Here is a 21,614-nt window from a genome sequence, read left to right as displayed (position 1 = left end):
CGGGGGCTCAGGCCCGGGCGTCGAGGATGGCGCCTTCCACCAGCTCGGGCACCTTGGCCGCCCCGGGGGTCGGGTGCGGGTCGCCCAGGTCGGGCGTGCCCACCCGGGCCAGGCGCTCGCCCGAGAGCAGCGCCTTGAAGCCGATGGCCGTGCGGTCGAACAGGCCCAGGCCCTCGTGGGTGGCCACGGTCCAGCGCATGATTGCCCGCGAGGCCTCGCAGCCCACGGTCACGGGGTGTTCGAATGCCGACATCGCCGCCTCCTGCCCGCCAGGATAGCCCAAGGCCCGGCTGCGGGCAAGCCGCCAGCGCGCCCCCGCCAGCCCGTTCCGGGCCGTTGACCTGGAAGCCCGCCGCGCGTATATACTGGAACACAACGACCTGCGCGATCTCAACCGCCGTACAGCCACAGGACAGACCCATGCAGACCGAACGCAGACGCAGCCCGCGCATGACCGTCGAAGGCATCGGATTCGTGACCCTGAACCTCAAGGACACCTACGAAATCATGGGCACCTTGGAAGGCCTGAGCCGCACCGGGCTGCACATGACCCTGCTGCCCACCGGCCCCGAGGCCGAGCCCGCGCCCGGCGACCGCGTGTCCCTGGCCGAGCTGCCCAGGGGCCTGGACGCGCTGCTGGGCGGCCAGGCCGGGCACGTGGTCTGGACCGACGGCTCACGCTGCGGCGTGGCCCTCGCTCCCCCGCTGGAGGTGGCCGACGCCACTCTGGAGCAGACCCTGCGCGACAACCACCTGCTGCCCTGGTCGCAGTGGGGGCGCTAGCCGCGCGCAGCACCCAGGGTTCCGCCATGACCGCCGCATCCGTCCCCCGGCGCCGCGACTACCGCGCGGCCATTGCCCCTGCCCAGGTGCTCGACCTGGCCCTGTGGTTCGCCGACACCCTGGGCCCGGGCGACATCGCCGACCCCGCCACCCTGGGCCCCCCGCAGCTTGGCCGCGACGCGTCGCGGGCCTACAGCCTGCACCTGGCCAACCTCTCCGCCGGGGGCATGGGCCTGCGCATCACCAGCCGCAGGCTCGCCGCCACCCGGGCCGGAGCCTTCGCCGGGCGGCGCTTCCTGGTCCGCCTGGAGCTCGACGACGCCGGGGCGCCCCTGGCCCTGCTGCTGCTGGCCGAGGTCCGCCGGGCCGAGGCCGTGAGCGGCGGCGCCGAGCTGGCCCTGGAGTTCATCGCCCGGGCGCGCTTCGTCAAGGCGGCGGGCGCCCTGCACCTGTTCGACCTGCGCGGGCGCGGGGTGGACCGGCTGGCGGCCCTGGTCTGCCGCGCGGGCGCCTGCGGCCCCAGGGTCGCGGCCGCCGCGCCCGCCCAGGCCCCCCGGGGCCGGGCCCGGGCCTGGTACGAAACCCTGGCCTGACCCCCCTCGCGCCCCGGCAAACGCAACGCGGGCCGCGCCCCTCCCTGGGGGCGCGGCCCGCGCCGTTTCGCGGCCCTGCGTTCCGCCAGCCTAGAGAATCTGGCTCAGGAACAGTTTGGTCCGCTCGTGGGTCGGGTTCTGGAAGAAATGATCCGGGGTGCCCTGCTCCACCACGGCGCCCTGGTCCATGAACACCACGCGGTCGGCCACCTCGCGGGCAAAGCCCATCTCGTGGGTCACCACCACCATGGTCATGCCGCCCCGGGCCAGGTCCTTCATCACGTCGAGCACCTCGCCGACCATCTCCGGGTCCAGGGCGCTGGTGGGCTCGTCGAAGAGCATGACCTTGGGGTCCATGCACAGGGCGCGGGCGATGGCCACGCGCTGCTTCTGGCCGCCCGAGAGCTGGTCGGGGTACACGGCCTCCTTGTCGCCGATGCCGACCTTGGCCAGCAGCCCCCGGGCCTTGGCCTCGGCCTCTTCGCGCCCGCGCCTGCGCACGACCATCTGGGCCATGGTCAGGTTGTCCAGCACCGTCTTGTGCGGAAACAGGTTGAACTGCTGGAAGACCATCCCGGCCTCGGCGCGGATGGCGTTGATGTCGCTGTCGGGGTGCAGCACGTCCATGCCGTCGATGGTGATCTCGCCCGCGTCGGCGTACTCCAGGCGGTTCAGGCAGCGCAGGAAGGTGGACTTGCCCGAGCCCGAGGGCCCGATGACCACCACCGTCTCCCCCGCCGCAACGGACAGGGACACGTTGTTCAGGGCGTGGATCTTCTCCGGCACGTAGAAATACTTGTGCACGTTCCTGGCGGTGATCATCCTACATCGCCCTCCTCTCCAGGCGCTGCACGAACAGCGACAGGGTGAACGTCATGACGAGATAGAGCACCGCGCAGACGATCCACATCTCATAGGTTTGCAGCGACGCCGTGACCACCTCGCGGGTGACCTTGGTCAGCTCGCGGATGGCGATGACGCCAAGCAGCGAGGAATCCTTGATCAGGCTGATGAACTGCCCGGCCAGGGCGGGCAGGATGCGCTTGATGGCCTGGGGCATGACCACCTTGCGCATGGCCTGGGCGTAGGTCATGCCCAGGGAGCGCGCGGCCTCCATCTGGCCCATGTCCACGCTCTGGATGCCCGCGCGCACGATCTCGGCGGTGTAGGCGCCGGTGAAGATGGCCAGCCCCAGGGCGCCGTACCAGAAGGCCGGAACCTTGGGCAGGGCGGCGTTGGTCAGGATCTGGTTCACCAGCGTGCCGATGACGTAGTACCAGATCATGAGCTGCACGAGCAGCGGCGAGCCGCGCACCAGCTCGATGTAGGTGATGGCCGTCCATTTGAAGGCCGGGTTGTCGGAGATGCGCGCCAGGCCGGTGAGCATGCCGATGGCCATGCCGATGACGATGGCGATGGCGCTGATCTTCAGGGTCAGCCACAGGCCCGAAAGGAACAGCCCGGTCTTCCACTGCGAATGCGAGCCCAGGGTGTCGCCGGGGTAGACGAAATCGCCCTGGTGCACGCGCACGTCGCCGCCGGGCACGCGGTAGTCCTCGGTTGCGTCGCCGTCCCACTGGCGCACGGTGACCACGGCGTCCGCGCCCTGGGGCGCCACGGCCACCACCTCGCCCTCGATCTCGGCGGCGACCCGCACCACGTCCTGGTAGAAGAAATATTGCGGCACGCGGTACCAGCGCCACGTGTAGTCCACATACTGGGTGGCCGCGTAGATGCCCAGCACGCACAGGGCCACGCCCGCGAAAAAGACACCGCTCCAGAACTTGCGGTAGAGGGGGCTGCGCGGTTTGTCCAGGCCGGAGTAGAGAGTCATATCGGTTGCTGCTCCCGTTGGGGGTGCTTGCCGGGGCGCGGCCGCCGGGGGCCCGGCACGGCGAAGCCACTAAGCCGCCCCCGCGCGCCGGGCTGCGGCGCGCGGGGGCATGGGCAGGTCATGCCCGGGGCAAGGCTACTGCACGTTCTGGAACCAGCTCGTGCTCTTGATCCACTTGTCGTAGATGCGGTCGTAGCGGCCGTCGGCCTTGATCTGGGCCATGAAGTTGTTCAGGAAGTTCAGGAAATCGGGGTCGCCCTTCTTCAGGCCGATGGCCAGGGGCTCGTAGGTGAAGGGCTCGTCGAGCAGCACGACGCTGGGGCTGTTCTGCTGGGCCATGAAGACCACGCAGAAGGGCAGGTCGTAGACGAAGGCGTCGGACTGGCCGTTGACCACGTCCAGGGCGCCGTCGGCCTCCTTGTCGAAGGACTTGTACTTGGCCTTGGGAATCATGCGCTTGACGGCCATCTCGCCGGTGGTGCCGATGCGCGAGGCCACGGTGTACTTGGGATCGTTCAGGTCCTTGTAGGACTTGATCTCGCCCGCGAGCTTCTTGTTCAGGATCACGGCCTGGCCCACGACGATGTAGGGGTCGGCGAAGTTGATCTGGAGGTTGCGCTCCTGGGTCAGGGTCATGCCCGAGAGGATGATGTCGAACTTGTCGGCCAGCAGGGCGGGGATGATGCCGTCGTAGTCGGTGTTGACGATGGTCAGCTTGACGCCCATGGCCTTGGCCAGCTCCTTGGCCAGGTCCACGTCGAAGCCGATGATCTCGCCCTTCTTGTCCACCATCTCGAAGGGCTGGTAGCCCGCGTCCAGGCCCACCAGCAGCTCGCCACGCTTGAGGATGGTCTCCAGGGTGGATTTCTGGGCCAGTTCGAAGTCTGCGGCAAAGGCCTGGGACGCCAGCACCGCGATGAAGAAGGCGGCCAGCATCAGTTTCTTGAAGCACTGCATGGAACGTGACTCCTGGTATGAGGGTTATCCGTTTTCGGCCCGGAGCCGTTCCGGGCCGGGGTCGTGCGGGTCAGTATTTGCCCTCGGTGAGCACCTCCTTGAGGATCATGGTCTTCTTGCACACCGGGCACACGGGCATCTTCTCCTCGGGCAGGGAGATGATCTTGGACACCTTGTGGATGGGGCAATGCACTTCCACGATCTCGCGCTTGTAGCGGTCCTTGAGGGTCTTCATGGGTCCTCCGGGCGCCCTACGCGCCCCTGGTTCCGGGCTGGTCGGCAAAGCGCAGCGACAGGCAGGTCAGCCCGCCGTCCATCTTGCGCGTCTCGCTCATGTCCAGTTCAACCACGGGCAGGCCCAGCCCGTCCAGCAGCCCGCGCACCCCGGGGAAGCCCGCCGGGGTCAGCAGGGTGCCGTTCACATACAGCGTGTTGGCGGCGTAGTCCTCGCCCTCGGGCGTCACCAGCACATCGTAGCCCGCCAGGGCCGGGAGGTCGGCGAAGCCGGGGGTCACCAGCAGCGCGCGCCCGCCCACATGGTTCACGCCGGACTTGAAATGCAGCCCCCGGCCCACGGGCACGGCGTCCACGGTGTAGCCGTAGGCGGCCACGATCTCGGCAAACTGCCCCGCGCCCTCTTCGTTGGTGCGCTCGGACAGGCCGACGAAGAAATGCCGGTCCACCAGCAGCACGTCGCCGCCGTCCAGGGTGCCGGGGCCCTCGATGCGCGCCAGGCGCTTGTAGCGGCCCAGGGTCGGGGCCACGGTGCGCTCCTCGCCCTGGCGCGCCGGGGCGCCGGGATTGGTGATCACGGCCACCTCGGGCACCACCACGGCGGTGTCCTCCACGAAATGGGCGTCGGGAAAGTCGTTTTCCGGCGGCAGGGTGATGACCGTCAGCCCCGCGCCGCGCAGGGCGTCCACGTAGGCGTCGTGCTGGCGCAGCATCAGGTCGTAGTCGGGGGCGCCGAGGTGGGTGGACGTGGTCAGCCCGGCGGCGAAATTCTCGCAGGGAACGCGGACGATGGCGTGGGTGAACATGGGGGCTCCAATGGGTCGATCCGGTGACAAAGGCAGGGTTGTATCCGCGCCCCGGGCGGCTGTAAACCCCCGGGGCGGCCTCAGCGGCCCTCGGCCCGGCGCCCGAGCACCCGCGCCACCAGCTTGTGGAAGGCCAGGGCCGTATGCGGATCGGTCTCCTCCAGGCGGGCCAAGGCCTCGCGCGGCACCCAGCCGACCACGACCCGGCCCTCGGCGCGCGCCGTGCCCGGGGCCACATAGGGCCGCAGGGCGGCCATGGGCGCGGCCAGCCCGCCCGGCCCCAGGGTGCGGATGCGCTGCTGCGCGCCCTGGCCGTAGGTGGCCACCACGCCCAGGGTGCCGTGCAGGACCATGAACGCCCCCAGCGGGTCCTCGCCCTGGCGGAACAGCTCCTGCCCGTCGGCCAGCTCGCGGCGCTCCAGCACCGGGCCCAGGCGTTCGGCCAGGTCCTCGAAGCGCGCCAGATCGTCCAGATGCCGGGCCACGTCGTCGCCGGCCATGTCGAAGAGCGCGTCGCGTCGGCCCTGGCCCCCGGCGGCCAGGGCGGCGTGCTCGGCCTCCAGCAGCCGGTCCTCGGCCCACTGGAGGGCGGCGTCCAGGTCCGCGAATTCGCGCACATGGGCCATGGCCTCGGGCGCCGTGTTGGCCCCAAGCAGCGCGAAAAGCCCCCGGGGCGGCTTGGCCAGCAGCAGCGTCACGCCCCGGGCCTGGGCCTGCTGGGCCATGCGCTGGAAGGTGTTCACCGCCGAGATGTCGTAGCCGTCGAGCCCGGCCATATCCACGACCAGGAAGCGCGGCGCGCGGGAGTCGCGCAGCAGGGCCCGGGCCCGGTCGCCCAGCAGGCTGGCCGAGCCGAAGAACAGGAACCCGCGCAGCCCGAACACGCGCAGGTCGCCCCCGCGCGAGCGCAGCAGCACCCGGTCGGTCACGGGCCGGTGCCGGACGCTGGCGGCCTCGGTGCCGCTGCGCTCCCAGGCGATGACCGGCACCCGGCTCATGCGCACCACGAACAGCAGCACCGCCAGCCCCAGCCCCAGTCCCACCCCGTGGAGAAAGCCCACCAGGGCGATGGTCACGGCGATGACGGCCACGATGGCGTAGTCCAGGCGCGTGAGCCGCTTCCAGCCCGCCACCAGCCAATCGTCCAGAAACAGCAGCCCCAGCAGCGTGACCAGCCCGCCCAGCAGCGCCCGGGGGAACAGCGACAGCACCGCGCCGCCCGCCAGCAACACCCCGGCGCAGAGCAGCGCCGTGACCACCGGAATCAGCCGCGAAACCACCCCCGTGCGCGGCCCCAGCAGCGACAGCGCCAGGGACGGATAGCCCGGGAAGCCGCCGCCCAGGGCCATGGCCACGCTGCCCCCCGCTGCGGTGTACAGCTCGCGCTCCATGTCCGCGTCGCGGCGCGCGCCCAGCTCCACCCCGCCCACGTTGAGCAACAGGCCCACCAGGGCCAGCAGGGCCATGGTCAGCATGTCGGGCACCCGGGCCAGGAGCACGTCCCAGCGCACCAGGGCCAAGTCGCCCATGCCCAGCACGGGCCACAGCCCTCCGGCGGGCAGGCCGCCGAGCAGCCAGCCCTGCTGGCGCGCGGCTTCGGGGTCCAGGCCCACAGCCCGCAGCCAGACGTGGAAGGCGACCATGCCCAGCACCAGGGCCCCGGGCAGCAGCAGGAAATGCGGGCGCACCCGCAGGGCGACGTACACGGCCACGGCGAAGCCCGCCCCCGGCAGCCAGAAACGCGCCACGGGCCAGGAGAGGTAGGCGCCCAGGGTGTCGGTGGACAGGCCGACCCCGGTCATCACCCCCAGGCCGCCCGCAGCCAGCAAAATCCCGCTGCCCGCCAGGAAGCCGCCCACCACGGGATACGGCAAAAAGCGCACCAGGTTGGCCAGCCGGAAGCGGGCCACAACGGCGAACAGCGCCGCCGTGACCAGACAGGACACGGCCATAAGCGCCACCACGGTGGCGAAATGGGCGTCGAGCCCCGCCCCGGCCATGGCCGCCGCCACCGCTGCCGCCGCCCCGGCCAGCACGGCCACGGGCGCGTCCTGCGGCTGGCTGACCAGCCCGGGAAAGGAGCTGAACAGCGCGCAGGCCAGGGACATGACCACCGTGCCGAACAGCGTCAGCCCCGCCGCGCGCGCCGCCAGGGGCGCCAGAGGGCCGGAAAAGACCATGCTGGCCAGGGAGATTTCGATGACGACCAGCAGCACGCCGACCACCACCCCGTAGCTCAGGGCGGGGATGGCCCGGGGGGACCGCAGGTCGGCGAGGATGTCGCGGAGGCTGTTCATGGGCACGCCCTTTGCCGGTCTGGCTGCGCTGTGGGGGCGGAGCGGGCGCGGAAGGCACCCGCCACCGCCGGGCACTGTGCCTGTTTTATGCGCACTTGGCAACGAGCGGCGCGCCTTGCCCTGCGGCGCGGGGGAAAGGCGGGCGCGGCGGGCGCGAGGTGGAGCATCCCAGCCACGCGGAGGAAACCTGGGCGGAGCGCCGTGGCGGCTGTGGTGCTGCGCGAGCATCCCGCCCACGCGGGGGAAACTTGCCGCCAGGGCCCAGCCGGGGAGAGAGTATCGCGCCCGCGCGGGGGGAAACTTCCTGTTGACCTCGCGTTGTGGACATGGTGAATCTTTGGGAACTGTAGCGGAACCAGGCGCCCCGGCCCGACGCACTCCGCCCGCTCGCCACCTCCGACACCAGGAAGGCCGCCATGACACGACGCACCCTCGCCCTCGCCATCCCCCTCGCCCTGGCCGCCGCCCTGTTCCTTGCGGGCTGGCTGTACGCCAACCACCGCGTCGCGGCCATGCTGGACGGCTGGCTGGCCGAGGCCAGCGCGGGCGGGGCCACCATCCGCGCCACCAAGCGGGTCAACGTCCTCTCCCTGGACAGCGTCATCCGCCTGGAAAAAATAAGAATCAGCACAAATGACAGCCAGGAGCCGATGCGCATCGCCAAGGCCACCCTGGCGCCCCTGTCCGGACACTGGCTGGACTTCCCCCATGCCGCGCGGCTGAAGCTGTCCGGGGTGGCCCCCGGGTCGCTGGAAGCCCCGGAGCAGGCCCGGCCCGTGGTCGAGGCCCTGGGGCTGGAGCAGGCCCTGACCGATTGCGACGTGCGCTACATCCACGACCCCGCCGCGCAGACCCTGAACCTTCAGGAACTGACCGTCACGGCAGAGGGTCTCTACCGCCTGACCCTGGACGGCGCGTTCCAGAACCTTGCCCCCGGGCTGACCGCCGCCCCCCAGAGCCCGCAGTTCCGCGCCGCCCTGGACGCCCTGACCCTGACGGAACTGGGCCTGGAGCTGGAAGACCGGGGGCTGGTGGACAAGCTCTTCACCGCCTACGCCACCGCCAACGGCAGCGCGGAAAGCGCCCCCATCCTGCGGCGCATCGTCACCGGCTTCGCCCAGGGCCTGGTGCCCGAAATGTTCCCGGCGGCAGACCAGGACATGGTCGAACGCATCCAGACCTTCCTCAAGGACCCCAAGCTCGCCGCCCTGCGCATCCGCTGCCCCCAGCCCCTGACCTTCGCCGCCATCGGCGCCCAACCCGTGGACTCGGACGCAGTGGCCTTCCAAGCCAAACTGGAAACCCCCCAGACCCTGGGCCAAACGAAAGCGTTCGACGCCGGGTTTTTGTTGCACAGGGGGAAGTAAGGGGAACAAGGCTGAATCAGCCCAGAGCCGCGATCAGGGCTCCGGCCTGTTTGCGGTGCATCCACAGCGTGAGCGTGTTTTCGCGGAAGCGTTGGAAGAGGAATTTCTCGTAGAAGGCGGCGGCGCGCTCGTTTTTGGCATCGACCAGGAACGCGGCCCAGGCCAGTTCGTTGCGCCAGGCCCGGCGCACGGCGTCCAGCACCAGCAGGCTGCCGATGTGCTGGCCCTGCATGGCGGTGGACACCGCCAGCCGCCCCAGGCGAATGGCCGGTACGGCTGGATAGCGCGACATTTTGCGGGCGGTCTCTTCCGGCAGGGCGGTCAGGAGGATCGACGCGGCGCACAGGGTGTAATAGCCGACGATCACCGCGGGGCTGGAACTCTCGCAGGCGGCCACCACGGTGGCGAAGCCGCGCTTCATGTCCTGCCCGGCCTGTTTGTGCAGGTAGGCGTCCAGGGCGGGTTCGCCGCAGGCAAAGCCGCTCCTGTCCAATTCCGGCGTCAGCAGCCCGAACAGCAGGCTCATGTATGGCGTATCCGCGCGGCGTACTCGGCGGCCAGCCCCTTGATGAAAGGCGTGGCTTCCGTGACCTGCTCATCCAAAAGAGCCTTGGCGAGCACTTCCTGATCCGCTACGACCAGCCGCAGGACCGCCTGCTCCGCGATGACCCTTTCCGCCTTTTCCAGCGCCGCTTCGATCAAGAAGTCCGTGCGGGTTCTGCCCTGCATGGCGGCGGCGCGGTCAATGACCTCGCGGACGGACAGGGGAATCCGGGCGTCAATCCGGGACATGGAATTTTCAGTCTGGTGTGTCATGGCAGTGCCCTCTTCCGCCTGTATACGGATTTTTTCCGTACAAGGCAAGCGGGGCGAACCGTTGCGCAGTGCTCGGCCTGCCAGGGCGAAGGCGAGGCACCTCGCCCCTGCCCCGTGGCGGGCCCGGCACCGTTGCCGCAGGGGCAATCGCCCCCCGGCGCAAAAAGGCCGCACCCTCGCGGGTGCGGCCTTTTCTTGCCGTGCGCGGCCCGGTTGCGGGCCGGGCGCGCTACTTCTTGAGCCAGGTCATCATGCCGCGCAGCTTGGCGCCGACCTTCTCGATGGGGTGTTCGGCGGTCATCTTGCGCATGGCGTGCATGGAGGCCTGCCCGGCCACGTTTTCGAGGATGAACTCCTTGGCGAAGCGGCCGTCCTGGATCTCCTGGAGCACGCGCTTCATCTCGGCCTTGGCCGCGTCGTTGACGATGCGCGGGCCGCGCGTGAAGTCGCCGTATTCGGCGGTGTCGGAGATGGAGTGGCGCATCTTGGCCAGGCCGCCCTCGTAGATCAGGTCCACGATGAGTTTCACCTCGTGCAGGCATTCGAAGTAGGCCACCTCGGGCTGGTAGCCGGCCTCCACCAGGGTCTCGAAGCCCTTCTGGATCAGCGAGGTCAGGCCGCCGCACAGCACCACCTGCTCGCCGAACAGGTCGGTCTCGGTCTCTTCCTTGAAGGTCGTCTCCATGACGCCCGAGCGCGCGCCGCCGATGCCCTTGGCGTAGGCCAGGGCGATGTCCTGGGCCTTGCCGCTGGCGTCCTGATGCACGGCCACCAGGCACGGCACGCCGCCGCCCTCGGTGTACACCCGGCGCACCAGGTGCCCCGGGCCCTTGGGGGCGACCATGACCACGTCCACATCCTTGGGCGGCACGATCTGGGTGTAGTGGATGTTGAAGCCGTGGGCGAAGAACAGCACCTTTCCGGGCGCAAGGTTCGGGGCGATGTCGTTCCTGTAGACGCTGGCCTGGGTCTGGTCCGGCAGCAGGATCATGATGCAGTCGGCCTTCTTGGCGGCCTCGGCGGCGGACAGGGGCTCGAAGCCGTGCTCCTTGGCCAGCTCGTAGTTCGCCCCGCCGGGGCGCTGGCCGATGACCACGTTCACGCCCGAGTCGCGCAGGTTCTGGGCATGGGCGTGGCCCTGGCTGCCATAGCCGATGATGGCCACGGTCTTGCCCTTGAGCAGCCCGAGGTCGGCGTCCTGGTCGTAGTAGATTTTCATCGCGTGCCTCTCCAAATCGTTGAGGGTGAAACCAAAATGCAGACGAGAAATCAGCCGCCGGAGGCTCCCCGCGCGGCTGATTTCCGTATCGGCTGATCGTTCGCTGCGCCGGGTCGGGCCCGACCGGCGCGGCGTCATTCCTACTGCATGCTCCTTTTCATGGCCACCGCGCCGGTCCTGGCAATCTCCTTGATGCCGAACCGCTGTAGTAGCGCGACGATGGCGTCCAGCTTGCCGCGGTCGCCCGTGGCCTCGATGGTCAGTTCATCGGGGGACACGTCCACCACCTTGCAGCGGAAGATGTCCACGATGCGCAGGATTTCCGCGCGCTTGTCGCCCTCGGCGCCGACCTTGGCCAGCATCATCTCGCGCTCCACGGCCACGTGGTCGTTCATGTCCACGACCTTGATGACCGTGACCAGCTTGCGCAGCTGCTTGATGATCTGCTCGATGACCACCTCCGGGGCGGAGGTGGCGATGGTCATGAGCGACACCTCGCGGTCCAGGGTCGGGCCGACGTTGAGGGTCTCGATATTGTAGCCCCGGCCGCTGAACAGCCCGGCGATCCGTGACAGGACTCCCGGCTCGTTCTCCACCAGAACGGATAACACATGTCTCATGCCCGCGCTCCTCCTAGACCAGCAGCATCTCGTGCAGCGAGGCCCCGGCAGGGACCATGGGATAGACGTTCTCCTCCTGCGAGACCACCACGTCCACGATGGTCAGCTTGCCGTTGCCGAAGGCCTGCTTGAGCACGGGCTTGACCTGGGCCGGGTCCGTGACGCGGTAGCCCTCGGCCCCGTAGGCCTGGGCGAGCTTCACGAAGTCCGGCGCCCAGTCCATGCAGGTGGCGCAGTAGTTCTTCTTGTAGAACAGCTCCTGCCACTGGCGGACCATGCCAAGGTACCCGTTGTTGAGGATGACGATCTTCACGGGCAGGTCGTAGCACATGGCGGTGGCCATTTCCTGGATGCACATCTGGATGGAGCCGTCGCCCGCCACGTCGATGACCAGCTTGTCGGGGAAGGCCACCTGCGCGCCGATGGCCGCCGGGAAGCCGTAGCCCATGGTGCCGAGCCCGCCGGAGGTCAGCAGCGTGCGGGGCTTGTGGTAGTTGTAGAACTGCGCGGCCCACATCTGGTTCTGGCCGACCTCGGTGCTGATGATGGCCTCGCCCTTGGTCAGCTCGTAGATGGTCTCCACCACGGCCTGGGGCTTGATCTCGCCCGAGTCGCCGCCGTTGTAGGTCAGCGGGTGGTCGATCTTCCAGGTCTTGAGGGTGGCGGTCCAGTCCTTGCGGGCCCGGCACAGGCCCTTGGGGTCGCTTGCGGCCTCCACCTGGGCCTTGAGGGCCACCAGCGTCTCGCGGCAGTCGGCCACGATGGGCACGTCCACGCGCACGTTCTTGCGGATGGAAGTCGGGTCCACGTCGATGTGGATGACCTTGGCGTTCGGGGCGAAGGTCGCCAGCTTGCCGGTCACGCGGTCGTCGAAGCGCGCGCCCACGGCGATGAGCAGGTCGCACTCCTGCACGGCGCGGTTGGCCGCGTAGGTGCCGTGCATCCCGAGCATGCCCAGCCACAGCGGCTCGTGCCCGGGAAAGGAGCCCAGGCCCATGAGCGTCGCCGTCACGGGCACGTTGAGCTTCTTGGCCAGCCAGGTCAGCTCGCGGTGCGAATCCGACGAAACCACGCCGCCGCCCACGTAGAACAGGGGCCGGTCGGCCTGGCAGATGGCCTCCAGCGCCCGGGCCACCTGCTTGGCGTTGGGCGTGAGGGTCGGGTTGTAGCTGCGCATGCGCACCTGGCGCGGATACTTGAACTCGGCCCTGGCCTGGATCACATCCTTGGGCAGGTCCACCAGCACGGGGCCGGGGCGCCCGGTGCGCGCCAGGTAGAAGGCCTCCTTGATGACCCCGGCCAGGCGCGTCACGTCCTTGACCAGGTAGTTGTGCTTGGTGCAGGGCCGGGTGATGCCCACGATGTCCACTTCCTGGAAGGCGTCGTTGCCGATGAGCGGCGACGGCACCTGCCCGGTGAAGATCACCACGGGGATGGAGTCCATGTAGGCGTTGGCGATGCCGGTGACGGTGTTGGTGGCGCCGGGGCCGGAGGTCACCAGGCAGACGCCGACCTTGCCCGTGGCCCGGGCGTAGCCGTCGGCTGCATGGATGGCCCCCTGCTCATGGCGCACCAGATAGTGCCTGATCTCCGGATGCCTGGGCATCTCGTCGTAGATGTCGATGACGGCCCCGCCGGGGAAGCCGAACACCGCGTCCACGCCCTCTTTCTTCAGGCTTTCGAAGAGGATCTGAGCCCCGGTGAGCTCCATGTCATTCCTCCTCGAGACGCCGGTCCAGAACCTTTTGCAGCTTGGTCTTGCCCATGAGCTTCTTCTTCTTGATTTCCTTCACCACGCGCTCCTCCTCGGGAGTGCGGTAGGTCTTCTTCTCCAGCTTTTCCAGCTGCTTTTCATAGAGGAGATGCTCTTCCCACAGGGCCTTGACTTCGGGGCTCTTGTCGGCCATCTCGGCAATCAGGTCGAGGTCCTTCTTCTCCATGGGTCCTTCTCCTTTGGTAGTTGGCGTTCGCGCTGGCCGGGCCCGTCCTCGTTCCGCTAGACGGGCCACGGCAGTGACGTTTCTGCCGCTATGAGCAGCGTCTTCTCGCGGCTTTTCTCGCCGCTTGCGATGCTGACGCCGCTCTTTTTCACTTGAAAGATCCGTGCCGCGAAGGCGATGAGCGCCTTGTTGGCCTTGTTTTCCACCGCCGGGGCCGCGAGGCGGATCTTCAGCCGCCCGTCGTGGACCCCGTCCACCTCGTCCTTCCTGGCGCCGGGCACCACGCGGACCAGCACCCGCCACTGTCCGGGCCCGGACCGGCTGGCATACGGCGGCGCATCGGCCCCGGGGCTAGGCACCGGCCTTGGTCAGGAACTTCAGCTTGGACTCGGCGTCGTCGAGCTTCTCCTGCTCCTCCTTGTCGGCCTCGAGCATGCGCACGTGGGCGTCGAGGATGGAGCGCAGCTTGATCTCGAACTGGGTGCGCTGCTTCTTGAGCTCCGAAATGTCGCCGTGCAGCTGGGCCAGCCGCTGGTGGGTCTGGTTCAGCATGACCTCCGCCTTCTGGTTGGCCGCATCGATGATCAGCTGGGCCTCCTTCTGGGCGTTGGCCTTCATGTCGTCCATCATGCGCTGGGTGGTCATGAGCGTGTCGCGCAGGGTGGCCTCGCGGCTCTTGTGCTCGCCCAGGGCTTCTTCCAGCGCGGCCACGCGGGCCTCCAGGGCCTCCCGGGCCTCGGCCAGGTCGCCCAGGCTCTGGGCCGTGTCCTGCAGGAAGGCGTCCACCTCCGCACAGGTGTACCCCCGGAAGGAGCGGGTGAAGATCTTGTTCAGCACGTCGATCTTGCTGACTTTCATGTCGGCTCCGCTAGAAGCGCTGGGCCAGGGCCATCAGGTTGTTCACCAGGAAGGTATCCAGGAACACCACGGCGAAGATGACCACGATGGGCGAGAGGTCGAACCCGCCGACGCGCACGAAGGGCAGCCACGTCCGCACGCGGTAGAACACCGGCTCGGTCAGGCCTCTGAGGGTTCGCACGATGGGGTTGTAGGGGTCGGGGTTGACCCAGGTCAACAGCGCGGAAGCGATGACGATCCACATGTACAGGTTCAGGGCCAGACCGAGGACTTTCGCCACCGCCAACAGGAAGTATCCCAATGCAGCCTCCTTTCACGCCGCGCCGGGGCGGCACGCGGGTACCAATTTAGTTCGCACAGACACAACAGCGAATCAAGGGAAATTTCCACGCACCACCCGGTGCGCCTCGACCCCCGGGCCTTTGCCCCGCCCGGCGAGGTGGCGCCCCAGGCACCAGAAATCGTCGATGTGCAGGTCCGCCGCCAGGGCCGGGGCCCGGTAGGCCCAGAAGCGCACCCCGGCCCCGCGCGCGGCGCGCTGGTCCAGCACCGTATCGCCCACGAAGGCCACCTGCCCCGCCGTGGCGCGCCAGCGGCCCAGGATGCGCCGCAGCCCGTCGGGCGCAGGCTTGGGCGCCACGTCGCGCGCGGTGACCACGGGTTCGAAGAAATGGTCCAGGCCGAAGGTGTCCAGCACCAGTTCCATGGTCGTGGTACGGTTGGTGAACACCCCCAGGCGCAGGCCCGCACCCCGCGCGGCGTCCAGCATGTGCGCCAGCCCGGGGGCCGGGCGCATGAGGTGGATCAGCTCGCGGTAGTCCAGGGAGGCGCGCACGGCCTGGGCCTCGTCCAGCCGCCCGGCGGGGGTGATGCGCGCCACGGACTCGTTCACCGCGTGGGCGTGGACGTAGTGCTCCATCTCGGGGTCCATGGGCTCCAGGCCCAGGCCCTTGCGGATGGCGTTGTAGTAGGCCTTGTTGACCTCCCAGGAGTCGAAGAGCACCCCGTCGCAGTCGAAGACCAGCCCGGTGAGCCCCTCCAGGAAGCGGGGGTCGGTGAAATCGGTGCACAGGCGCATGGCTACTGCCCTGCCCCGGCGGCGCGCGCAAGCACCGTGCGCTCCCCGTCCAGCCAGGGGGCCTCGGCCAGGGGCCGGGTCGCGCCCATGAGCACGTAGCCCGGGCAGCGCGCCAGCAGCCAGCCCCCCGCCGGGGCTCCGGGCAGCAGGCGCGCCAGCTCCGCCCCGGCCACGGGCGCCAGGGGCACCCCGGCCTCGCGCCACGCCTCGACCACCGGCGCGGCGTCGGCGTACAGCACGGCCTGCGGGGGCAAAAGCCGCAGCATGGCCCCCAGCACGGGCTGCCACTGGGCGGGCTCGGCGTAGGCCGGCTCCTCCCCGTCATCCAGGGCCAGCCCGCCTGCGGCGGCCAGCTCGTCCATGTCCTCGGGCTCCAGGCCCAGGGTGGCGCCCAGGCGCTCCACGGCGCCCCCATGGGCGGCGCCCAGGGTGCGGACCTCGGCCAGGGCCCGCTCGCGCTCGCAGGCCAGGAGCAGCACGGCCTGGGCGCGCAGCCGCGAGGTGTCCGCGCCCGGCGCGGCTCCCTGGGGCGCGGGCCCGAGGCCCTCCAGGGCCGCCAGTTCGCCGACGATGACGCGGGTGGGGTCGCCGTAGGGGTCGGCTCCGGGGGCCTTGGCCGCGGCCTCGGCGGCGCGCAGGGCCCCGGGGGCGAACAGACCCGCGTAGCCCGTGGCCTGGGCCAGCCAGCGGGCGGCGGCCCGGGCGTCCAGGGGCAGCCCGGGCGGCAGGTAGCCCACCTCGGGAGCCAGCCCGGCGGGGAAGCCCGGGTCCAGGTGGCGCACCCCGGGCACGGCCTCGCAGCGCGAAGACGGCAACAGCTCCGGAAAATGAATCAGCATCGTCGTATCATCCATGGCGAAACCTCGTTGCGGGTTGCGGGCCGGGGGGCCGTCACGCTCCGGCCTCCGGGCAGAGCGCGAAATGCCTGCAGCGGCCCGGACACTGGGGCAGCCGCAGCAGGCACAGTTCGCCAACCGCGTTGGCGCATCCGGTGGCGGAGCCGCCGCCCCGGCGGAACTCCGCGCAGTCCGGCGCCTGGGCCACCAGACGCTCCACGCGGCGCTCCCAGAGCCCGGCGGCGCTGGCGGCCTCCAGGCGGAACGCCTCGGCCCGCAGCAGGAAGTCGTCGTAGCACGCCTCCCACTGCAGCAGGACGCGGCACTGCCAGCTGCGGTTGTAGCCCGGGTTGCGCCGCTCCTCGAAGAGGCAGCGCCCCCCGGCGAAATGGCGGCATTCGTTTCCCGGCAGGCGCCGGATGGGTGCAGTCATGATCGTCGCGCGGTCGTGGTCTGCGGGCGGGCGGGCCGCGCCCGGATTCCCGGGCGCCCCCGGCGGCCCGGAGGGGGGAATCCTCCCACATTCTCCTAAAATAGCAAGCCGCTTTTTCCCGCGCCGACCCGGGCGCGCCTTGACCTGCCCCCGGGGCGAGTGTATACGCCAACCAACACCCAAGTGGAGGTCTCACCCATGATGTTCGGCACCCCGGGCTTTGGCGAATTGATCATAATTCTGCTCATCGTGCTGGTGATCTTCGGCGCCAAGAAGCTGCCCGAGATCGGCGGCGGGCTGGGCAAGGCCATCAGCAACTTCAAGAAGGCGACCACCCAGCCCGACGAGATAGACGTGACCCCCAAGGCCAAGGACGAAACCGAGGAGAAGAAGAAGGACTAGCGGCCCCGCGCCCCGCCTTCTGCTTTCCCCGCACCTTGCGACGGACGAAAAAACCCGGCAGCCCTCTGGCTGCCGGGTTTTTCCGTCCGCATGCCCCGCGGAGCCCCGGGGCGCGCGGCTCAGTCCTCCTGGCTGGGGAACAGCGCCAGCCCGCGCATGACGTAGCTCACCCCGGTAAACACCGTCAGGATGCTGATGAGCGCCACCACGCCCAGCTCCACCCGGGGCACGGCGAACCACTGCGCCTGCCCCGCCAGGACAATGAACAGGAAGGCCAGCTGGGCCGTGGTGTTGACCTTGCTCAGGGGGCTGGGGCGGATGGTGGCGCGCACGTCCACGCCCCAGAAATGCAGCACCCCCAGCCCGCCGACGATGATCACGTCGCGGCTGATAACCAGCACCACCAGCCAGTCGGGCGCCCAGCCCACGATGCCCAGGCACAAGAACCCGGTGACGATGAGCACCTTGTCGGCCAGGGGGTCGAGCATGGCCCCCAGGCGGGTGCGCTGGTGCAGGATGCGCGCCAGGGCGCCGTCCAGAGCGTCGGTCACCCCGGCCAGGGTGAACACCAGCAGCGCCAGTTGCACATGCCCGGCGATGAAGCTCATCACGAAGACCGGGGTGAGCAGAATCCTGAACACCGTCAGGATGTTGGGGATGGTCCAGTTGTTCTCGCGCTGCACCGGGGGCCTCGGTCAGAGGGGCAAGGGTTTGCAGCAGTGGCGCGGGAATTGCCCTCGCGCCGCACCGGGGGCCTCGGTCAGGGGCTGGTGCGGCCCGGCAGGCCTTCCCAGGTCAGCCCGCGCCCGGGCAGGGTCTGCTCCAGTTTGCGGGCCAGGGCGTCGGGGCTCAGGGAGCGCACGGTCCAGACTCCGGCCACGCCCTCGGGCAGCAGCAGCACCCGCACCAGGGAACGGCTTTCCACCAGCCCGTCCCAGGAGCCCAGCTCGGCGTCGAAGGCCTTGACGCCGTCGGTGGACGACCAGCCGCGCACCGTCAGCGGCACCTGGTCCACCACTCCGGCACCGGCCCCGGGGCCGGAAAAATAGTGCCCCCACAGCTCGAACCAGACCGTGGCCAGGTCGGCGCCCGTGGCGGCCCAGGTCTGGCCGCCCTGCTCCAGGCGCCCGCCCCAGCCCGCCGACGGGCCGTCGGAGGACAGGGTCAGCAGCGGCGTCGCGCCCCGGCGCACCGTCAGGCCCGAAAGCTCCTGAAGCCGGGCGACCTCGTCCAGGGCACCGCCCGCCCCGCTGGCCAGGGCCAAGTCGTACTCGCGGGCGCCGCGCACGGTGTAATAGGTGCCCATGCGTTGCAGGGTCCGCTTGAGGGCCGGGCGGTTGACCGTCACGTCCAGGCGCAGGACCGAGCCCCCCCCGGGGGCGGCCATGGCGGCCCCCGGCCCGGCCTGGGCCGAACCGGCCTCGGCGTAGCTCTGCACATAGTCCGCCGCGCGCGGCAGCAGGTACTGGCGCAACAGCTCCTGGCGCGGCACGGACAGCGCGCCGGGCAACAGGTCCAGGGCCTCGGCCAGCACGGCGTTGCGGAAAGCGGCCTCGCGGGCCTGCTCGCGGGTGTGCGGGCCGTCGCCCTCGCCGCCGGGGGCCCACGGCACCTCGACCACCCGGGCCGGGGCAAGGCTCCAGGACAGCGCCACGGCCAGGGCCGCGACGCAACAGGCCATCAGGAAACGGGGGATTCGTGCGCTGCTCATGATGCTCGCCAGTACACCCTTTGCCCGCAAAAGGGAACCCGCCCCGCAGGGCCTCAGTCGAGCACCAGCAGCACCCGGGCCTGGGCCAGCAGCCGGGCGGCTTCGGGCAGGGCCAGCAGCCCCTCGGCCGCCTCGTCGGGCAGCACGAGGTCCGTGCGGCCCGGGCCGCTGGCCGCGCGGGCCCTGAGCACCAGGGGGTTGCCCGCCACGCGCGAATGGGCGACGGCCGTGCCCGGGTCGCGGACATAGACGGCCAGCCCGCTGCCCACGGCCAGCTCGCGGCTGACGGACCCCGGGCCGTACAGTTCGCGGCCCTGGCCGTCCACCAGGCGCGGCACAAGGGCCGGGCGCGCGCCCAGGCCCCGGGCGTCCACCACCAGTCCGGTGTACGGCGCCATGGGTTCGGCGGGCGGGGCATCGGCCTCCGGCCCCGGGGTGGCGCCCGGTTCGGCCCCGGGGGCCGGGGCGGCACCGGGGGCGGGCTGTGCCTGGGCGGCGGCCCCGGCCCTGGCCCCGAAGCGCGAGGCCGGGGGCAGCAGCGCGTCGGCCAGCGCCCCGCGCAGCCCCAGGTCCACCGTGACCACCACCGGGCCATCGGGCAGCGGGGCCGCGTCCACGAGGTGCGAGTTCTGCACCAGCCCCTGCACGCGCGCGGCCACGCGCCCATCGGCGTTCATGGCCATGCACACCGTGCTGGCGGAGTCGATCTGCATGTCGCACAGCAGGCCGAACAGGCTGCGCCGGGCGGTCATGGTCGCCGCGCGCCGGGCCAGGGCCTGGGCCTGCTCCTGGCCGTCCACCCCCGCCGGGGCCACGCCCTGGCCCCGGGCCGTGACCGTCCCGGCCTCCCAGTCGATGACCCCGGCGGGGGACTGCTCCTGGTAGGGCCCCTGCGGCACGGGCAGGCCGGCGGCGGGCGGCGCCGCGAACCCGGGCGCCGGGGGCGCGGGCAGGGCGGGAGCGGGCGCCGGGGGCGCAGGCAGGGAGAGCGCCGGAACGGGCGCGGGGGGCGCGGGTTCGGCGGCGGGGGGCTGCTGCCCCCGGGCGCCCCCGGCCTGGGCCAGCAGGACGGACAGGGCGAAAACACAGGCCAGGGCGGCCCGCAGGACGCTGGGCATGGCGATGCTCCTCGGGTAGTGGCACGACGCGGTGCGCGGGGCCCGCTGCGGAGCCCGCGCCGCGCCCTGTTCTCGCAACGATTTCCCGGGAGTGCAAGCACAACCCGCGCCGGGCGCTCCGGAACTTTGCCCCGGCGGGCGCAAGGCCCGGACCCTGGCCAGCGGACCGGGGCACCCCGGCCTTGCCACGGACGCGGGAAATGCCCATCATGGGCAGCACAACCCTGAGTGCGGCATGGAGGCAACCTGTGGATTGGCTGATCCTGGTTCTCGGGCTGACGGTCCTGCTCATCGGAGCGGAGCTGCTGGTGCGCGGCGCCTCGCGCCTGGCCCTGGCCGCCGGGCTCTCGCCCCTGGTCACGGGGCTGACCGTGGTCGCCCTGGGCACCAGCGCGCCGGAGCTGTTCGTCAGCGTGGGCGCGGGGTTGGAAGGCCGCTTCGCCCTGGCGACGGGCAACGTGCTGGGCAGCAATATCTTCAACGTCTTCGCCGTGCTGGGCATTTCGGCCTGCATCGCGCCCCTGGCCGTGGAGCGCGAGGTGGTGCGCTTCGACGTGCCGGTGATGATCGCCGCGTCCCTGGCCTGCTGGCTGGCCCTGGCCGACGGCGCGCTGGCGCCGTGGGAATGCGCCCTGCTCCTGGCGGGCATGGCCCTCTACACCCTGACCCTGCTGCGCCGCAGCACCCTGGGCCCGGGCGCCCTGCCCGAAATGGTCCTCGAAACGGCGCCCCCGCCGCCGCGCGGGGCCAAGGCCCTGACCCTGGCCGGGCTGATGGCGGCGGGCGGCATCGCTCTGCTCGGCCTGGGGGCCAACGCCTTCGTGGGCGCGGCGGCGGCCCTGGCGGCGGACATGGGCGTGTCCGAGGCGCTCATCGGCGCCACGGTGGCCGCCGCAGGCACCTCGCTGCCCGAGCTGGCAACCTCGGCCTTGGCGGCCTTCAAGGGCGAACGCGACCTGGCCGTGGGCAACGTGGTGGGCAGCAACCTGTTCAACATCCTGGTGGTGCTGGCTGCCGCAGGGCTGGCCGCCCCGGCGGGCACCGCCGTGCTGCCGCCCCAGGCGGCCTTCGACCTGCCGGTGATGGTCGCCGCCGCCCTGGTCTGCCTGCCGGTGTTCGTCACCGGCGCGACCATCAGCCGTGCCGAGGGCCTGCTGTTCACCCTCTTCTTCGGGGCCTATCTGGCCGCGCGCATCGCCATGGACCTCGGCCAGGGCTGGGGGCTGGCCGTGCAGGAGCACGCCCTGGCCACGGCCCTGGCGGCCACGGGGCTGGTCTACATCCTGGCCCTGGGGCAGAGCCTGGGCGCCCTGCATACCCTGGAGGCCGGAACGCGCCAGGCCCTGCGCAAGATCGCGGTGCTGGCCGCAGGCACGCTGGTGCTCCTGGCGGGGGTGGTCATGCTGGTCACCCCCGGCCCGGGGCTGGCGGCCATGGCCCTGGGGCTGGTCATCCTGGCCAGCGAATTCGCCTGGGCCCGGGCCCTGCTGGAGCGCCTCAAGGCCCGCTGGGCCATGCTGCGCGCGCGGATCAAGGGCCCGAAGGGCGATTCCTGAGCCCCCAACGCGCCCGCAGGCCGCAGCCCGGGCCCTCCCGGCCCACCCGCACGGCAACAGCCTAAATTTGCAGACTTTTTAAAATATCCTAATGATTATCCAGACTTTCTGAAGCCCCGGAAAGGCCTTTCCCGGGGTCGCAGTCGCCCGGGAAGC

Annotated in this window: 27 protein-coding genes; 5 read left to right on the top strand and 22 right to left on the bottom strand. The window is 70.6% G+C overall.

Annotation, left to right across the window (positions count from 1 at the left end; genetic code table 11):
* Positions 1-7 precede the first annotated feature (7 nt).
* The gene (locus G495_RS0106445; protein WP_028587136.1) at positions 8-253 is read right to left on the bottom strand and encodes a hypothetical protein; all 246 of its coding nucleotides are present in this window, start codon (positions 251-253) and stop codon (positions 8-10) included.
* Between the two features lie 167 nt (positions 254-420).
* Here G495_RS0106445 and G495_RS0106440 point away from each other — a divergent pair, with 167 nt between their 5' ends.
* Both G495_RS0106440 and G495_RS0106435 read left to right on the top strand, forming a co-directional pair.
* Positions 421-783, top strand: a complete 363-nt coding sequence (locus G495_RS0106440) for a PilZ domain-containing protein (protein ID WP_028587135.1) — start codon at positions 421-423, stop codon at positions 781-783.
* A gap of 26 nt (positions 784-809) precedes the next feature.
* Positions 810-1,376: a hypothetical protein gene (locus G495_RS0106435; RefSeq protein ID WP_028587134.1), complete on the top strand. Its 567-nt coding sequence runs from the start codon at positions 810-812 to the stop codon at positions 1,374-1,376.
* Between the two features lie 90 nt (positions 1,377-1,466).
* On the opposite strand, the gene G495_RS0106430 is transcribed toward G495_RS0106435, so the two are convergent.
* The 6 genes from G495_RS0106430 to G495_RS0106405 all read right to left on the bottom strand — a co-directional run bounded on the left by G495_RS0106430 (position 1,467) and on the right by G495_RS0106405 (position 7,504).
* The gene (locus G495_RS0106430; protein WP_028587133.1) at positions 1,467-2,198 is read right to left on the bottom strand and encodes an amino acid ABC transporter ATP-binding protein; all 732 of its coding nucleotides are present in this window, start codon (positions 2,196-2,198) and stop codon (positions 1,467-1,469) included.
* A 1-nt stretch (position 2,199) separates the two neighbouring features.
* Positions 2,200-3,210: an amino acid ABC transporter permease gene (locus G495_RS0106425; RefSeq protein ID WP_028587132.1), complete on the bottom strand. Its 1,011-nt coding sequence runs from the start codon at positions 3,208-3,210 to the stop codon at positions 2,200-2,202.
* Positions 3,211-3,345: 135 nt separating this feature from the next.
* On the bottom strand, positions 3,346-4,167 hold the full coding sequence (locus G495_RS0106420) for a transporter substrate-binding domain-containing protein (protein WP_028587131.1): 822 nt from the start codon (positions 4,165-4,167) through the stop codon (positions 3,346-3,348).
* A gap of 70 nt (positions 4,168-4,237) precedes the next feature.
* Positions 4,238-4,402 (bottom strand): hypothetical protein, encoded by a 165-nt coding sequence (locus G495_RS22005; RefSeq protein ID WP_169734358.1) that lies wholly within the window; start codon positions 4,400-4,402, stop codon positions 4,238-4,240.
* 16 nt (positions 4,403-4,418) lie between these two features.
* Complete coding sequence (locus tag G495_RS0106410) at positions 4,419-5,207, bottom strand: dimethylarginine dimethylaminohydrolase family protein (RefSeq protein WP_028587130.1); 789 nt, start codon at positions 5,205-5,207, stop codon at positions 4,419-4,421.
* A gap of 80 nt (positions 5,208-5,287) precedes the next feature.
* A complete protein-coding gene (locus tag G495_RS0106405) occupies positions 5,288-7,504 on the bottom strand; it encodes a SulP family inorganic anion transporter (RefSeq protein WP_028587129.1) in 2,217 nt (738 codons plus the stop codon).
* Positions 7,505-7,920: 416 nt separating this feature from the next.
* Between G495_RS0106405 and G495_RS0106400 the strand changes: the two genes are divergently transcribed.
* A complete protein-coding gene (locus tag G495_RS0106400; protein WP_028587128.1) occupies positions 7,921-8,871 on the top strand; it encodes a hypothetical protein in 951 nt (316 codons plus the stop codon).
* A 16-nt stretch (positions 8,872-8,887) separates the two neighbouring features.
* Here the strand turns inward: G495_RS0106400 and G495_RS17960 are convergent, their stop codons facing one another.
* The 12 genes from G495_RS17960 to G495_RS0106340 form a co-directional block, all read right to left on the bottom strand.
* A complete protein-coding gene (locus G495_RS17960; protein WP_051445131.1) occupies positions 8,888-9,397 on the bottom strand; it encodes a GNAT family N-acetyltransferase in 510 nt (169 codons plus the stop codon).
* Entirely contained in the window at positions 9,394-9,687 is a 294-nt protein-coding gene (locus G495_RS17955) for a type II toxin-antitoxin system TacA family antitoxin (protein ID WP_051445130.1), read from the bottom strand. Before G495_RS17955 ends, G495_RS17960 begins: the two co-directional genes overlap by 4 nt.
* A 229-nt stretch (positions 9,688-9,916) precedes the next feature.
* Entirely contained in the window at positions 9,917-10,906 is a 990-nt protein-coding gene (gene ilvC / locus G495_RS0106385; protein WP_028587127.1) for a ketol-acid reductoisomerase, read from the bottom strand.
* A gap of 140 nt (positions 10,907-11,046) precedes the next feature.
* On the bottom strand, positions 11,047-11,526 hold the full coding sequence (gene ilvN, locus G495_RS0106380) for an acetolactate synthase small subunit (RefSeq protein WP_028587126.1): 480 nt from the start codon (positions 11,524-11,526) through the stop codon (positions 11,047-11,049).
* Between the two features lie 13 nt (positions 11,527-11,539).
* Complete coding sequence (gene ilvB, locus G495_RS0106375; protein WP_028587125.1) at positions 11,540-13,237, bottom strand: biosynthetic-type acetolactate synthase large subunit; 1,698 nt, start codon at positions 13,235-13,237, stop codon at positions 11,540-11,542.
* A gap of 1 nt (position 13,238) precedes the next feature.
* Positions 13,239-13,466 carry a hypothetical protein gene (locus tag G495_RS0106370; protein WP_028587124.1) on the bottom strand — a complete coding sequence of 76 codons (228 nt, stop codon included), beginning with the start codon at positions 13,464-13,466 and terminating at the stop codon, positions 13,239-13,241.
* Between the two features lie 56 nt (positions 13,467-13,522).
* The gene (locus G495_RS17950) at positions 13,523-13,762 is read right to left on the bottom strand and encodes a DUF167 family protein (RefSeq protein WP_028587123.1); all 240 of its coding nucleotides are present in this window, start codon (positions 13,760-13,762) and stop codon (positions 13,523-13,525) included.
* A 55-nt stretch (positions 13,763-13,817) separates the two neighbouring features.
* Entirely contained in the window at positions 13,818-14,324 is a 507-nt protein-coding gene (locus G495_RS0106360; protein ID WP_028587122.1) for a DivIVA domain-containing protein, read from the bottom strand.
* Positions 14,325-14,334: 10 nt separating this feature from the next.
* Complete coding sequence (locus G495_RS0106355; protein ID WP_028587121.1) at positions 14,335-14,625, bottom strand: YggT family protein; 291 nt, start codon at positions 14,623-14,625, stop codon at positions 14,335-14,337.
* Between the two features lie 72 nt (positions 14,626-14,697).
* Positions 14,698-15,402, bottom strand: a complete 705-nt coding sequence (locus tag G495_RS17945) for an HAD family hydrolase (RefSeq protein WP_051445129.1) — start codon at positions 15,400-15,402, stop codon at positions 14,698-14,700.
* Between the two features lie 2 nt (positions 15,403-15,404).
* Entirely contained in the window at positions 15,405-16,256 is an 852-nt protein-coding gene (locus tag G495_RS0106345) for a hypothetical protein (RefSeq protein WP_156939600.1), read from the bottom strand.
* Between the two features lie 37 nt (positions 16,257-16,293).
* A complete protein-coding gene (locus tag G495_RS0106340) occupies positions 16,294-16,671 on the bottom strand; it encodes a hypothetical protein (protein ID WP_028587119.1) in 378 nt (125 codons plus the stop codon).
* 201 nt (positions 16,672-16,872) lie between these two features.
* Between G495_RS0106340 and G495_RS0106335 the strand changes: the two genes are divergently transcribed.
* Positions 16,873-17,073 (top strand): twin-arginine translocase TatA/TatE family subunit, encoded by a 201-nt coding sequence (locus G495_RS0106335; RefSeq protein WP_028587118.1) that lies wholly within the window; start codon positions 16,873-16,875, stop codon positions 17,071-17,073.
* Between the two features lie 119 nt (positions 17,074-17,192).
* Here the strand turns inward: G495_RS0106335 and G495_RS0106330 are convergent, their stop codons facing one another.
* The 3 genes from G495_RS0106330 to G495_RS17940 form a co-directional block, all read right to left on the bottom strand.
* Entirely contained in the window at positions 17,193-17,756 is a 564-nt protein-coding gene (locus G495_RS0106330) for a CDP-alcohol phosphatidyltransferase family protein (protein ID WP_028587117.1), read from the bottom strand.
* Positions 17,757-17,833: 77 nt separating this feature from the next.
* Complete coding sequence (locus G495_RS20270) at positions 17,834-18,784, bottom strand: hypothetical protein (protein WP_156939599.1); 951 nt, start codon at positions 18,782-18,784, stop codon at positions 17,834-17,836.
* A gap of 53 nt (positions 18,785-18,837) precedes the next feature.
* Positions 18,838-19,902: a hypothetical protein gene (locus tag G495_RS17940; RefSeq protein ID WP_035251158.1), complete on the bottom strand. Its 1,065-nt coding sequence runs from the start codon at positions 19,900-19,902 to the stop codon at positions 18,838-18,840.
* Between the two features lie 248 nt (positions 19,903-20,150).
* Between G495_RS17940 and G495_RS17935 the strand changes: the two genes are divergently transcribed.
* Positions 20,151-21,458, top strand: coding sequence for a calcium/sodium antiporter (locus tag G495_RS17935; protein WP_051445127.1), 1,308 nt, complete (start codon positions 20,151-20,153; stop codon positions 21,456-21,458).
* The last annotated feature ends 156 nt before the right edge of the window (positions 21,459-21,614 follow it).

The organism is Desulfocurvus vexinensis DSM 17965, from assembly GCF_000519125.1.
Taxonomy (GTDB): Bacteria; Desulfobacterota; Desulfovibrionia; order Desulfovibrionales; family Desulfovibrionaceae; genus Desulfocurvus; species Desulfocurvus vexinensis.
Note: the sequence above shows the minus strand (reverse complement) of the source record. Positions and strands in the feature narration are given on the sequence as shown.